This window comes from Rhodococcus sp. SJ-2 (assembly GCF_053750035.1).
Map to the genome: position 1 here is coordinate 2,738,097 of NZ_CM132340.1, position 13,240 is coordinate 2,751,336.

A 13,240-nucleotide genomic window follows, 5' to 3' on the forward strand; every position below is an offset into this window, starting at 1 on the left:
ACTGGGCATATGCCGAATTCGAACCCCATCTCAGCCTGGAAAGCTCTGACCGAAGGTAATCAGCGCTTCGTCAGTGACACCCCACTGCACCCCAGCCAGGGCATCGACCGCCGAGCAGAGCTCGTCAACGGCCAGCACCCCACTGCGGTGCTCTTCGGATGTGGCGACTCCCGTGTCGCGGCCGAGATCATTTTCGACCAGGGCCTCGGCGATATGTTCGTCGTCCGAACTGCTGGTCACGTGATCGACAGCTCCGTGCTGGGCTCGATCGAGTATGCGGTCGACATTCTCAACGTGCCTCTCATCGTCGTGTTGGGACACGACAGCTGCGGTGCTGTCGGCGCGACATTGTCCGCACTCGACGGCGGCGAGGTCCCGTCGGGCTTCATCCGCAGCATCGTCGAGCGGGTCGCACCCTCGATTCTCCTCGGGCGTCGAGAAGGGCTCGGCACCGTCGACGAACTCGAGGCGCGCCACGTCGTGGAAACGGGCAAGGTGCTCACCGAACGCTCGCAGATCATCGCGGAGCGCATCGCCGATGGTCGCTGCGCTGTTGTGGGTGTGACGTACAAGCTCGACGACGGTCACGTACAGCTGCAAGGCCATATCGGCGATATCGGTGTGACCTCGGACTGACGCGACACGCCGACGACCATGTGGCCATCGCCCGAGCTGACACATACCGTGTGAAGCGTGTTTGAACCCAACGGCCCACTTCCTCCTGAGATCTACTGGCGACGCCGTGTTCTCGCGATCGTCGTCGCGGTGGTCGTGCTGGCCTTGGTCATCTGGGCGGTTCTCGCCTTCACCGGCGGCGATGATCCCGAAACGGAACCCGCGGCCTCCGGCACCACGATGTCCGAGACCACCACGACCACACCGGACGGATCCGGTGTCGAAGCCGGAGCAGAGACCGGTTCGGACGATGGTGGCTCGGACACTGGCGGTTCCGGAAGTTCGAATTCCTCGAACGCGTCCTCGGGGTCGTCCACCCCGTCGGGTGCTGCGGAACCGGATGATTCGGGCGCGGCCACGACACCGGTGTCGGCATCGACGGCACCCGGGCAGTGTTCGGATCAATCGCTCGCAGTGCGCGTGACGGCAGGCGAGCCGAATTACCAGGTCGGAGCCGAACCCGAATTCACGATCGTCATCACCAATATCGGGACGTCCTCGTGCGAGCGCGATCTCGGTGCGGGCCTGCAGCAGGTCCTCGTGTACACCCTCGACGGCAACCAGCGCGTGTGGGCGAACACCGACTGTTTCCCCGACTCGACCGCCGACGTGCGTTCGCTCCGCCCCGGGGATCAGGCCGCGTTCTCGGTGCGGTGGTCCGGCACGACGTCCGAACCCGGGTGCGCGACGCCGCGGGAACCGGTCCAGCCGGGCGCATATACGGTCGTCGGGCAACTCGGTGGTCTGCGCAGCACGCCGGAGCCGTTCAACATGACAGCGTGAAGTGCTGGTCCGTGAAGTGCTAGTCGTAGTGATTGATCGACGCCTCGGCCAGGCGTGAGAGACCCTCACGGATGTAGCGAGCCCACAGCGCTCCGATCCCTTCGACGGCCTGAAGGTCCGCGGCGGTCGCCGCGAGCAAGCCCTGCAGAGTTCCGAAAGCACCCACCAGCCGGTCGATCTGACGTGCCCGGAGCCTCGGAACACGATTGAGGACGCGGTATCCGCGGGGGCTCATTGCGGTGTCGAGCGCTTCGATGGTGTTCGGATAGCCGAAGGCCCGCGCGAGTGTCGTCAGGTCCAGTAGATCGACATCGGTCAACCCTCCCAACGCATCGAGCGCCTGCTCCACATCGAGGACCGACGGTGAATCGGTCCCGGCCAGGTAGTCCAGAACGAGCAGTTGCCTGGCGAGTTGATTGTCGCCGACGAGCTCTTCGAGTTGCAGTGCGAGCTGCCGACCGTCGGTTCCGAGCTCGAGCACATCCTGCTCGATCTCCACTGAAAGGCGGTGCATCATTTCGAGGCGCTGCGCGACGGTGAGCGCATCGCGCAATGTCACGATGTCTTCGATTTCCACCACCGAGAGCTGCCGGGTGACTTCGTCGAGACGAGCCTTGTACCGCTCTAGCGTCGCGACGGCCTGGTTGGCCCTGGAGAGGATCATCGCGGAATCGTCGATGACATGCCTGCGTCCTTCGACGTACACGCTCACGATGCTCATCGACTGGCTCACCGAGACCACGGGATACCCGGTCTCGATAGCGGTCCGTTCGGCTGCGCGATGACGGGTACCGGATTCGACGGTGGGGATGCGGTGATCGGGCACGAGCTGCACGTTGGCGCGCACGATCCGGGTGCCGTCGGTGGACACCACGACCGCGCCGTCCATCTTCGACAACTCGCGCAACCGGGTAGGGGCGAATTCGACATCGAGTTCGAAGCCGCCGTCGCAGATCGATGCGACGTGCTCGTCGAAGCCGAGCACGATCAGGCCGCCTGTGCGGCCCCGCAGGATGCGTTCGAGGCCGTCTCGCAAAGCTGTGCCGGGTGCCAGACGCGCGATCGTCTCGTTCAACGTCGCAGCGTCGGCCGACTCGGTCATGTGCGAAGTCCTCCTGGCTGCGCGTGCGTTTCTCGTCACATTTGTGCAGGCCACGGAAAAGTCGTAGGCGAGCGCGCAACTACATTACTTGCTCATGAGTAGTCTCTGGACCTTGCCCGATGACCTCGTCGTTCCTGATCTTCGCGAGGATCATCCCGGTCCGGGGGCGCCGATACCGCAGCACTGGTCCAAGTGCCTCGGTTGCGGCGACGATCAGCCGACCGGACTCGCAATGCAGTGCACGATCGGCGAGGGGCTGTCCGTGAAGGGCCGATTCGAGGTGGCCCCCCGTTTCCAGGGCGGGCCGGGGTTCATCCACGGAGGCATCCTCATGACCGCGTTCGACGAAGTCCAGGGTTTCGCATGTAACGCCGTGTTCCGGAAGCCCGTGGTCACCGGGCACATGGGGACCGATTTCAAGCGCCCCATCCCGCTGGGGGCGGTCCTCGAATTCACCGCCCGAGTCGACGGGACGGTGCGTCGCAAGGTCTACACGAGCGCCGAGGTACGCATCGTCGATGGCCCGCTCGCCGATCCCGACGTGATCGTGGGGAGCTCGCACGGATTGTTCGTGATGGTCGGCCACGAACATTTCGAGAAGGGGAAGGATTTCGCTGACGGCTTGCCCGGCGCCGACGACATCTCGTCGATCTGAGGTGCTTCTCAATCGGGGAGCATCGGTACACCTTCCCTGTGGTCGTGGCCGAGCAGCGTCGCGGACGTGAGCGCCCCGGCTCCGAACCGGTAGTGGACGTCGTCGAGGACCGTGTCGAGGGCGTGCCGGTCGATCGGGCGATGTGTCGCGGTGATCTCGTTCGAGCCCGGATCGGGCGACGGCACCGGCTCGTCGAAGGGAAGCTTGAGCTGCTCGATGCCCTCGCCGTCCAAGTTCGTCACCGCGACACCGATCAGGGTGAGCCCGCAGTCGGCGACCTGCGGCCTCGCTGATTCGAGCAGGGCGCGTGCCGTGTTGCTGAGGATGTCGGTGCGCGCGGTGGGGACGCCGAGTGTGTGCGACCGCGTGGCCCGCGTGTAATCGGCGAAGCGGAGTCTGAGCACCACTGTGCGGCCGATCCGATGGGCGCGGCGCATCCGGGCGGCAACCTTGTCGACGAGCAGTTGCAGCGTCGCGTCGATCGACTCGATGCTGTGGGCTCCTCGACCGAGCGCGTGCTGGGCGCCCATCGAACGTCGGCGTCGACGGTGAACCGGCCGTGGGTCGTGTCCGGTCGCGAGCGCGTACAGGTGGCGGCCTGTTGCCCGGCCGAGCAGCGAGATGAGGTCGGACTCGGATTCGTTCGCAATATCGGCGACCGATCGAAGTCCGTGCGCATGCAGAGTCGAGGCGGTGACCTTGCCGACGCCCCACAGTCGTTCGACGGGCAACGGGTGGAGGAACTCGAGTTCCCCTTCCGGTGGGACGACGAGCAGCCCGTCCGGTTTCGCGACGCCACTCGCGACCTTTGCGAGGAACTTCGTCCGGGCCACACCTACGGTGATCGGCAGGCCGACCTCGGCCATGACCGTCGCGCGCAGGTGTGCCGCGATGTCGGCCGGCTCACCCGAGATGCGGCGCAGCCCCGACACATCGAGGAAGGCCTCGTCGATGGAGACCCCTTCGACGACGGGTGAGACCCGATCGAAGATCTCGAACACCTCCCTCGACGCCCGTGAGTACGCGTCCATGCGCGGCGGTATCGAGATCACGTGCGGGCACAGAGCGCGCGCTGCACGGCCCGGCATGGGTGTCTTGATTCCGTATGCTTTCGCCTCGTAGCTCGCTGCCAGGACGACCCCGCCGCCGACCACCACCGGTTTTCCTCGAAGCCACGGGTCGTCGCGTTGCTCGACCGACGCGTAGAACGCGTCGAGATCGGCGTGGAGAATTGTTGCGCGGTCGGACACGAACATATGTTCGCATGCGAGTCCGACAACCCGATACGGCAGAATCGCCGGCCGGAGAGTGTTAGAAACGATCCATGTCCGCCCCCGACCGTGGTGCCCCCGATGTCGTCGTCGAACGCGATGGTGCCGTCACCACGATCGTGCTCAACCGCCCTGATCGCAGAAACGCCGTGGACGGGCCGATGGCCGCGCAGCTCCGCGAGGCCATCGAAGCGTTCGACGCAGACGAGAAACAACGTGTCGCGGTGCTCTGGGGTGCGGGCGGCCATTTCTGTGCTGGCGCCGACCTCACGGCCCTGGGTGATTCGCAGCGGCGTCACGAGCTCGACCCGCAGGGCGGCGGCACGGGACCGATGGGCCCGTCCCGGATGGCGCTGTCCAAACCACTGATCGCGGCGGTGAGTGGCTACGCGGTCGCAGGTGGACTGGAACTCGCACTGCTTGCAGACCTGCGAGTGTGCGAATCCGACGCAGTCTTCGGGGTGTTCTGCCGCCGCTGGGGTGTACCACTCATCGACGGCGGCACGGTGCGACTGCCGCGGATCATCGGGCAGGGGAGAGCGCTCGACATGATCCTCACCGGTCGCGCGGTGGATGCGGCCGAGGCCTTGTCGTTCGGCCTCGCCAACCGGGTCGTCGACGCGGGTACGTCACTCGCTGTAGCGCAGGAGATCGCGCGGCAACTGGCAACGTTTCCGCAGGAATGCATGTCGGTGGACCGGGCGTCGGTCTACCGCTCGTTCGATCTTCCACTCGACACCGCGTTGCGGGCCGAAGGCGCCCACGGTGCGCCGATCGTCGAGCGGGAGGGCATCGCAGGCGCTGCACGGTTCACGTCGGGAGAAGGAAGACACGGCGCCTTCCGCTAGTCGTGTTTCGAAGCGGGCGTCAGCCGATGTTCATGAGCGCCTGCCCGAGGTTGGTCACCTCGCGGACCTTCATGCCGGAAGGCGCGCCCTCCGTGTTGCGGGGCACCACTGCGCGGGTGAACCCGAGCCGGTGTGCCTCGGTGAGTCGTCGTCCTGCTCCGGCCACGCGCCGGACTTCGCCTGCCAGTCCGACCTCGCCGAGCAGGACGGTGCCGGGCGGGACCGGTTGATCTCGGACCGCCGAGACGATGGCGAGCGCCAGCGCGAGGTCGGCGGACGGATCGGTGATCCGCATGCCGCCGACCGTCGAGGCGTATACGTCGCATTTTCCGAGATTGCGGACGTTGCAGCGCCGTTCGAGTACGGCGAGCACCATCGCGACGCGCGCCGAATCCAGGCCGCTCACCGCGCGCCGCGGTGACGGATTCTGGGTGTGGACGACAAGCGCCTGAACTTCGCCGAGCAGTGGGCGTTTGCCGTCCATCGTGACGGTGACCGCCGTCCCCGGCACCTCCTCGTTCCGGTGTTGCAGGAACAGTCCCGATGGGTCGCTCACCTCGACGATGCCGCCTTCGGTGAGTTCGAAGCAGCCCACTTCCTCGGCTGCACCGAACCGGTTCTTGACCCCGCGCACCATACGCAGCGTCGAATGTTTGTCACCTTCGAAATGAAGTACGACGTCGACGAGATGCTCGAGCGAGCGTGGGCCCGCCACTGCGCCGTCCTTGGTGACGTGACCGATCAGCAACACCGGGATACCGCTGGCCTTCGCGAGCGAGGTCAGCGCGCTCGTGACGGCCTTGACCTGAGTGACACCGCCGGACACGCCGTCGACATCGGCGGCGAGCATCGTCTGCACCGAGTCGACGACGAGCAGTGTCGGCTTGACCTGTTCGACGTGGCCGAAGATCGTCGCCAGATCGGATTCGGCAGCCAGGTAGACCCGCTCGTGGACAGACCCGGTGCGGTCGGCGCGGAGTCGAACCTGACCGGCGGATTCCTCGCCTGTCACGTACAGCGACCTGTCGTCGGCGCCGCGCTGAGCCCAGCGGTGGACGACCTCGAGGAGCAGCGTCGACTTGCCGACGCCAGGTTCACCCGCGAGCAGGACGACGGAGCCGGGCACGATCCCCCCGCCGAGAACCCGGTCGAGTTCGGAGATTCCGGTGGTCTTGGCCGCGGTTTCCTTCCCGTCGATCCGGGTCAGAGGAGTGGCGGGGGTGGTGGGGAGGACTGCCGCGGCGCCCGCACGCGCGAGCGAGGTGCCCGGTCGCGATGCGACAGCTGTCGGCTGCACCGGTGCCTCGTCCAGCGATCCCCACGTTCCGCATTCGGGGCAGCGTCCGACCCACTTGGCGACGGTGTGCGAGCAGTCGGAGCAGCGGTACATCGTTTTGGATCTGGCCACTGCCGGAGGATATGCGAACGTGGTGACAGAACGCCGGAAGGTCCGGACGAGAATGCTCGTCCGGACCTTCCGGAAGGGTCTTGCCGGTCGCGCTGGGTCAGTGCGCTTCGCCGATGATCGGCGACATCTCCGACTCGTGGCGATCGAGAACCGGGCCTGCATCGACCGGTACGGACAGGGTCACGTCGCCAGCTTCCTCGAAGGAGAAGGTGAAGGGGATGGTCAGGCCGGGCCGGACACCTTCCTTCAGGTCGACGAGTTCGATGGTCTCGACCGTCGCGGGCACCACGGGGGTGTCCTCCGGCGAGGTCGGCTGCGGCGACTCGTCGACGGACTCGAGAAGATCGGTGGTCTCAGGGGAAACACCGGCGATGACCGAGCCGAGAGCGGGGATCGTGATGTTGTCCGCGCCGGTCACCGAGCCCGCGTACTCGGTCTCGATGCCCGTGAGGACGTCGTCCCGGTAGCCGTCGAGATTCGCGATGGTGAAGCCGAGCAGAGCGGTTCCGCCCGGCTCGATGCTGTACTCCTCGGAATCCGGGTAGATGATGTGCACGTTGCGCAGTGCAAGGCTGCCCGCGTCCGTGTTGGTGCCGTTGATCGCAGCCACCTGGTCGGAGGTCTGGGTGATCTGACCGGCGCCGCACGCGGACAACGCCAGCGTCGCACCCGCGGCCAGGGCGACAGCGGTCGCGACTCGACGAGTCGACGTGTTGAGAGCAGTCACTTTTCCTCCACTCGGGTAAGGCTCGCAATCCACTAGGCAGAGTAGTAGTTGTCCCGCCTGGAGTGTGCGTCGGGTCATCGATATTGCCATTTTGTGCACCACAACGGGGCATAACGCCCTGTCAGGGCGGGTGTGTCGCACGTCACCGGATGCACGTAACCGGTTGCCTGTCAAGCCCTACGCCCACGTGTCGGTGCCCCTGACCTGCGCCGTTGATGAGAGGCCGATGTGGTCACGTGTTAAACTCGAAGAATCGAAAGGGGCACGGGACACATGATTTTCAAGGTCGGAGACACCGTCGTATACCCCCATCACGGTGCGGCGCTGATCGAAGCAATCGAAACACGCACCATCAAGGGGGAGCAGAAGGAATATCTGGTTCTGAAAGTCGCGCAGGGCGACCTCACGGTGCGGGTACCTGCTGAGAATGCAGAATATGTCGGAGTTCGCGACGTGGTGGGACAAGAAGGCCTCGACAAGGTCTTCCAGGTGCTGCGCGCACCGCATACAGAAGAACCGACCAACTGGTCACGGCGGTACAAGGCCAATATCGAGAAGTTGGCCTCCGGTGATGTCAACAAGGTCGCAGAGGTAGTCCGCGACCTGTGGCGCCGGGAGCAGGACCGCGGCCTTTCTGCTGGTGAGAAGAGAATGCTGGCGAAGGCTCGGCAGATCCTCGTCGGTGAGCTCGCGCTTGCCGAGGGAACTGACGATGTCAGGGCAGAGAGCATGCTCGACGAGGTTCTCGCCGCCGCATCCTGATAGGCGACGCGACCCTCGAATCAGCATCAAGTGAATCGAATACAGCAAGTACACGATCGCAGCGGGCCGGTCGTCGGAATTATTCCGGCGGCCGGCCGCGGCGTCCGTCTGGGTGAGTCACTACCCAAGGCGTTCGTCGAGCTCGGTGGGCGCACGATGCTCGACCGGGCCGTCGAAGCGATGCTGGGTTCCGGCGCGGTCGACCGTGTCGTGGTGGTGGCGCCGCCCGAGCTCGCCTCGGCACCTCCGGCGGAGCTCGTACGCGCCGAGTACGCCGACCGGGTCACGGTCACCGGCGGTGGTGCGGAACGCGCCGATTCTGTGCGCGCGGGTCTCCGGGCGGCGTCGGACGCACAGTTCGTGCTCGTGCACGATGCGGCGCGGGCGCTGACTCCACCGGAGTTGTTCACCCGAGTGGTCGAGGCGCTCCGGGGTGGGCGGCGCGCAGTGATTCCCGTCCTGCCGGTCGCCGACACCATCAAGAGCGTCGACTCCGACGGGGTCGTCACCGGCACCCCTGAGCGGGCGTCCCTGCGAGCGGTGCAGACACCGCAGGGGTTCGATGCAGACCTGCTCGATCGCGCCAATCGCGATACGGGCGACGCGACCGACGATGCCGGGCTGGTGGAACGGCTCGGCGAGCTCGTGCAGACCGTGGCGGGCGACCCGCTCGCCTTCAAGATCACCACACCGCTGGATCTGGTGCTGGCCCGAGCTTTGCTCGCTGCCGGCGAACGGACACAAGAGGGGAACTGAACACACGTGCGTGTCGGAATCGGAACAGATGTGCACCCGGTCGAACCGGGGCGTCCGTGCTGGATGGCCGGTCTGCTGTTCGACGATGCGGACGGTTGCTCGGGGCACTCCGACGGCGACGTCGCCGCACACGCATTGTGCGATGCGTTGTTGTCGGCGTCCGGCCTCGGCGACCTGGGTTCGGTGTTCGGGACCGATCGTCCCGAGATGTCGGGAGCGTCGGGGGCCTCGATGCTCACCGAGGTACGGCGGCTGCTGACCGAAGAAGGCTGGACCATCGGCAACGCGGCCGTGCAGGTGATCGGGAACCGCCCGAAGATCGGGCCGCGACGCGACGAGGCGGTGCGTGTGCTGTCCGATCTGCTCGGCGCACCCGTGTCGGTGTCGGCCACAACCACCGACGGACTCGGGCTGACCGGCCGCGGGGAAGGTGTGGCGGCTATCGCCACCGCACTCGTATTACCTGACGTCGATCAACGGTAGGATGGTCTGTCGTGACTTTGCGCCTTTTCGACACCGAAACACGAGCCGTGCGGGATTTCGAACCGCTGGTGCCCGGACACGCCTCGGTGTATCTGTGTGGCGCCACTGTTCAGGGTGAGCCGCATATCGGCCACGTGCGCAGCGGCGTCGCGTTCGACGTTCTGCGACGATGGCTCGCAGCGAAGGGACTCGACGTCGCGTTTGTGAGAAACGTCACCGATATCGACGACAAGATTCTCCGCAAGGCAGGCGAGGCGGGCCGCCCCTGGTGGGAATGGAAGACGACCTACGAACGCGCTTTCACCCGCGCCTACGACGCTCTCGGTGTATTGCCGCCCTCCGTGGAGCCTCGCGCGACCGGGCACATCACCCAGATGGTCGAGCTCATGCGTCGTCTCATCGACGCGGGTCATGCTTACGCATCCGGCGGCAACGTCTACTTCGACGTGATGAGTTTCCCCGAGTACGGCGCGTTGTCGGGGCACAAACTCGACGACGTCCATCAGGGTGAGAGCGCCGGACAGGGCAAGCGCGACCCTCGCGACTTCACCTTGTGGAAGGCCGAGAAGGCCGGCGAGCCGTCGTGGCCTACGCCGTGGGGCCGTGGCCGTCCGGGCTGGCATCTCGAATGCTCCGCGATGGCGGAGTTCTATCTCGGTTCCGCGTTCGATATCCATTGTGGCGGCATGGATCTGGTTTTTCCGCATCACGAGAACGAGATCGCGCAGGCCCGCGCCGCGGGCGACGGCTTCGCTCGTTACTGGTTGCACAACGGCTGGGTGACCATGGGCGGCGAGAAGATGTCCAAGTCGCTCGGCAACGTGCTGTCCATCCCCAACGTCCTCACCCGCGTGCGCGCCCAGGAGCTGCGTTATTACCTCGGCAGCGCCCACTACCGGTCGATGCTCGAATACTCCGACACGGCGCTGGCCGAGGCGGCCGCGGCCTACCGGGGACTCGAGTCGTTCGTGACCAAGACCCGTGACCGCGCCGGCGACGTTCCCGTCGGAACGTGGACCGACGCGTTCGCCGAAGCACTCGACGACGATCTCGGGGTACCCAAGGCGCTCGCCGAGATCCACGGTCGACGCAGCGAGGGCAACAAAGCGCTCGACAACGGAGACCTGACCGAAGCGGTGCGCATCGCGTCCCAGATCCGTGCGATGCTTTCTGTCCTCGGCGTCGATCCACTCGATGCACACTGGCAGGAGAGCTCCGGCGACGAGTCGGGTGCGCTCGCCGCCTTGGATGTGCTGGTGGGAGCAGAACTCGATCGTCGACAGAGCGCCCGCGCCGAGAAGAACTGGGCGGTCGCCGACGAAGTACGTGACCGGCTGACAGCGGCGGGGATCGAAGTAACGGATACGCCGAACGGACCCGAGTGGTCCCTGAAAGCAGGGCAGTGATGGCAGGCAATTCCCAGCGACGCGGAGCGATTCGCAAGGGCGGAACGAAGAAAGGCCAGGTCGTCGGCTCGGGCGGTCAGCGTCGGCGCGGTCTCGAAGCCCGTGGCGCGACCCCGAAGGCCGAGGATCGTTCGTACCATCCTGCGGCCCGGCGCGCTCGCGCAGCGGCGAAGGCCGCCGACAACCGAGGCCGCCGTCCGGGGGGACGCAAGCCGGAGGACGGGCCGGAAATGGTCCTCGGCCGCAACCCCGTAGTCGAGTGCTTGCGGGCCGAGGTCCCGGCGACCGCGCTCTACGTCGCGGTCGGTGCGGAAGCCGACGACCGGCTCAAGGAAGCAGTGCAGCGCGCCGCTGATGCCGGCATTTCGATTCTAGAAGTGCAGCGCAGCGAACTCGACCGGCTCACCGCGAACGGTATGCATCAGGGCATCGGCCTGCAGGTGCCGCCGTACCGCTACGCGCATCCCGACGATCTGATCGTGCGCGCCAAGGAGAGGCACGAGCGACCTCTGCTGGTGGCGCTCGACAACATTTCCGATCCGCGCAACCTCGGTGCGATCATCCGGTCCGTCGCGGCGTTCGGTGGCCACGGCGTGGTGATTCCGCAGCGTCGGAGTGCGTCGGTGACCGCTGTCGCATGGCGTACCAGCGCGGGTGCCGCGGCACGGCTTCCAGTTGCCCGGGCGACCAACCTGACACGCACGCTCAAGGACTGGCAGTCTCAGGGCGTCCGCGTCGTGGGACTCGATGCCGGTGGTGATACCGACCTCGACACTTTCGACGGCACCGATCCCGTCGTCGTGGTGGTGGGGTCCGAGGGTAAGGGACTCTCGCGGCTCGTCCGGGAGACGTGCGATTCGATCCTGTCCATCCCGATGGCCGGCGATGTGGAATCGCTCAACGCGTCGGTCGCGGCAGGCGTCGTGCTCGCCGACATCGCGCGTCGCCGCCGGTCCTGAAGGCCAAGTCCTGAAGGCCAAGGGCGTACCCGCGGGAACCGATCGGGTCCTCGCTGCGTCTGTACCGGTAGGGCCGGACGGAAGCGGAGGCACACAGTGGCATACACAACGGCGTTCGACGGGCGTTTCGAGATCACACCGCCGTTGAGTCGGCCCGACATCGACTTCCTCACCGGGTTCGCGGGTGCTGCGAGTGGTCCGCACAACGCGGGCCGCGACGGTCTGCCGACAGAGGGACGGCCGCTGTCGAGGTGTCAGTGGGTCCCGAGCAGTGACGGATGCGCCCTCGAGTGGGACGGCGACCCGGTCTTCTACCGGTACTCCGAATGGCTTCAGTACCTGATCGCCGCGTTCCTGGCATCCCGGGGCCATGAGGTGTCGGAGACGGTGGAGGTGCGCACCAGCGCCGGCGACCACGGCCTGATCACTGTGCGTGACAACGACGTCACAGTTCAGATCAGCCGGACGAACCGCACACGCCGTCCCGGACGTAATTGCGCCGCAGTGGGAAGGTCCGCTGTCGTCACCACCGCGATCACCGGATAACCGCCGGTGACGGGATGATCGGCGAGGAACAACACCGGATGACCCTCCGGTGGCACCTGGACGGACCCGGCAACCATACCCTCGCTGGGTAGTTCGTCATTGCGTGAGCGGTGTAGCGGTCCGGGGCCTCGGAGCCGAATCCCCACCCGATCGAGTTGCGGAGTCACCGTCCACGATTCGTGTAGGAGGGCGCGGACCGAGGCGGGAGTGAACCAGTCGTCGCGGGGCCCTGTTCGCACGCGGAGCTCGACTGGATCGCCCGCGGGCGCAGGCGGAGGGATCTGCTCTTCGCAGGGGAGTTCGTCGGCGAGTGCGCCGACAAGCAGCCGGTCACCGGTGTGCACCGGCGCTGGGCCCGTGCCCGACAACGTGTCGGTCGAACGGCTTCCCAGTACCTCCGGAACGTCGATGCCGCCGCGGACTGCCAGATACGACCGCAATCCCTCGGACGGCGCTGAGACCGAGACGACGTCCTGATCACGGAGACGCACCCTCGCGTAATCACCCACGGAGCGGCCGTTGACCGTCACGTCGACGCGCGCTCCGGTGATCGCGACGATCGTGTCGCCGACGCTTCGGACCGAGAGTCCGCCACCGGTCACCTCGAGGGCCGCGGCGTCCGGGTGATTGCCGACGAGGCGATTCGCAGCGTCGTGCGCCGTGCGGTCCGCAGCGCCGGATGCGGTCACGCCGTCGGCCCCGTATCCGATGCGTCCGTGATCCTGCACAGTTGTGAAGATTCCAGGGTTGACCACCTCGAGCCATGCCATGGATCCATGGTCTCGCAATCCGGGGCGGCGGTGAGGACTGTTCGGTGAGCGCAGCCGGCGCGCGTTAGGTTGAAGTGCCGCAGTTCGAG

15 protein-coding genes are annotated in these 13,240 nt (G+C 66.3%); 10 read left to right on the plus strand and 5 right to left on the minus strand.

The window, feature by feature from the left end; all coding sequences use genetic code 11:
* Positions 1-9: 9 nt before the first annotated feature.
* Both ACSYG9_RS12825 and ACSYG9_RS12830 read left to right on the plus strand, forming a co-directional pair.
* Positions 10-636, plus strand: a complete 627-nt coding sequence (locus ACSYG9_RS12825; RefSeq protein ID WP_440122894.1) for a carbonic anhydrase — start codon at positions 10-12, stop codon at positions 634-636.
* Positions 637-693: 57 nt separating this feature from the next.
* Positions 694-1,458 (plus strand): hypothetical protein, encoded by a 765-nt coding sequence (locus ACSYG9_RS12830; RefSeq protein WP_454842726.1) that lies wholly within the window; start codon positions 694-696, stop codon positions 1,456-1,458.
* A gap of 19 nt (positions 1,459-1,477) precedes the next feature.
* On the opposite strand, the gene disA is transcribed toward ACSYG9_RS12830, so the two are convergent.
* The gene (gene disA / locus ACSYG9_RS12835; protein WP_440122896.1) at positions 1,478-2,560 is read right to left on the minus strand and encodes a DNA integrity scanning diadenylate cyclase DisA; all 1,083 of its coding nucleotides are present in this window, start codon (positions 2,558-2,560) and stop codon (positions 1,478-1,480) included.
* 94 nt (positions 2,561-2,654) lie between these two features.
* On the opposite strand from disA, the gene ACSYG9_RS12840 reads away from it, so the two are divergent.
* On the plus strand, positions 2,655-3,215 hold the full coding sequence (locus tag ACSYG9_RS12840) for a hotdog domain-containing protein (RefSeq protein ID WP_440122897.1): 561 nt from the start codon (positions 2,655-2,657) through the stop codon (positions 3,213-3,215).
* An 8-nt stretch (positions 3,216-3,223) separates the two neighbouring features.
* Here the strand turns inward: ACSYG9_RS12840 and dinB are convergent, their stop codons facing one another.
* A complete protein-coding gene (gene dinB / locus ACSYG9_RS12845) occupies positions 3,224-4,471 on the minus strand; it encodes a DNA polymerase IV (protein WP_454842727.1) in 1,248 nt (415 codons plus the stop codon).
* 68 nt (positions 4,472-4,539) lie between these two features.
* On the opposite strand from dinB, the gene ACSYG9_RS12850 reads away from it, so the two are divergent.
* On the plus strand, positions 4,540-5,334 hold the full coding sequence (locus ACSYG9_RS12850) for a crotonase/enoyl-CoA hydratase family protein (RefSeq protein ID WP_440122899.1): 795 nt from the start codon (positions 4,540-4,542) through the stop codon (positions 5,332-5,334).
* Between the two features lie 19 nt (positions 5,335-5,353).
* Here ACSYG9_RS12850 and radA read toward each other — a convergent pair whose 3' ends face one another.
* The gene (gene radA / locus ACSYG9_RS12855) at positions 5,354-6,742 is read right to left on the minus strand and encodes a DNA repair protein RadA (RefSeq protein ID WP_440122900.1); all 1,389 of its coding nucleotides are present in this window, start codon (positions 6,740-6,742) and stop codon (positions 5,354-5,356) included.
* A gap of 97 nt (positions 6,743-6,839) precedes the next feature.
* Positions 6,840-7,469 carry a hypothetical protein gene (locus tag ACSYG9_RS12860; RefSeq protein ID WP_440122901.1) on the minus strand — a complete coding sequence of 210 codons (630 nt, stop codon included), beginning with the start codon at positions 7,467-7,469 and terminating at the stop codon, positions 6,840-6,842.
* A 273-nt stretch (positions 7,470-7,742) separates the two neighbouring features.
* Here ACSYG9_RS12860 and carD point away from each other — a divergent pair, with 273 nt between their 5' ends.
* The 6 genes from carD to ACSYG9_RS12890 all read left to right on the plus strand — a co-directional run bounded on the left by carD (position 7,743) and on the right by ACSYG9_RS12890 (position 12,381).
* Positions 7,743-8,231: an RNA polymerase-binding transcription factor CarD gene (carD, locus tag ACSYG9_RS12865; protein ID WP_169688069.1), complete on the plus strand. Its 489-nt coding sequence runs from the start codon at positions 7,743-7,745 to the stop codon at positions 8,229-8,231.
* A gap of 39 nt (positions 8,232-8,270) precedes the next feature.
* On the plus strand, positions 8,271-8,987 hold the full coding sequence (ispD, locus tag ACSYG9_RS12870; RefSeq protein ID WP_440127644.1) for a 2-C-methyl-D-erythritol 4-phosphate cytidylyltransferase: 717 nt from the start codon (positions 8,271-8,273) through the stop codon (positions 8,985-8,987).
* A gap of 6 nt (positions 8,988-8,993) precedes the next feature.
* Positions 8,994-9,470 carry a 2-C-methyl-D-erythritol 2,4-cyclodiphosphate synthase gene (gene ispF, locus ACSYG9_RS12875; RefSeq protein WP_247274578.1) on the plus strand — a complete coding sequence of 159 codons (477 nt, stop codon included), beginning with the start codon at positions 8,994-8,996 and terminating at the stop codon, positions 9,468-9,470.
* A gap of 11 nt (positions 9,471-9,481) precedes the next feature.
* Complete coding sequence (cysS, locus tag ACSYG9_RS12880; RefSeq protein WP_454842730.1) at positions 9,482-10,876, plus strand: cysteine--tRNA ligase; 1,395 nt, start codon at positions 9,482-9,484, stop codon at positions 10,874-10,876.
* The gene (rlmB, locus tag ACSYG9_RS12885) at positions 10,876-11,835 is read left to right on the plus strand and encodes a 23S rRNA (guanosine(2251)-2'-O)-methyltransferase RlmB (protein ID WP_440122903.1); all 960 of its coding nucleotides are present in this window, start codon (positions 10,876-10,878) and stop codon (positions 11,833-11,835) included. The genes cysS and rlmB overlap by 1 nt, the downstream gene beginning before the upstream one ends.
* A 96-nt stretch (positions 11,836-11,931) precedes the next feature.
* Positions 11,932-12,381, plus strand: coding sequence for a hypothetical protein (locus tag ACSYG9_RS12890; protein WP_454842731.1), 450 nt, complete (start codon positions 11,932-11,934; stop codon positions 12,379-12,381).
* On the opposite strand, the gene ACSYG9_RS12895 is transcribed toward ACSYG9_RS12890, so the two are convergent.
* Positions 12,288-13,151, minus strand: a complete 864-nt coding sequence (locus tag ACSYG9_RS12895) for a 5-oxoprolinase subunit C family protein (protein ID WP_454842733.1) — start codon at positions 13,149-13,151, stop codon at positions 12,288-12,290. The genes ACSYG9_RS12890 and ACSYG9_RS12895 overlap by 94 nt on opposite strands.
* Between the last annotated feature and the right edge of the window lie 89 nt (positions 13,152-13,240).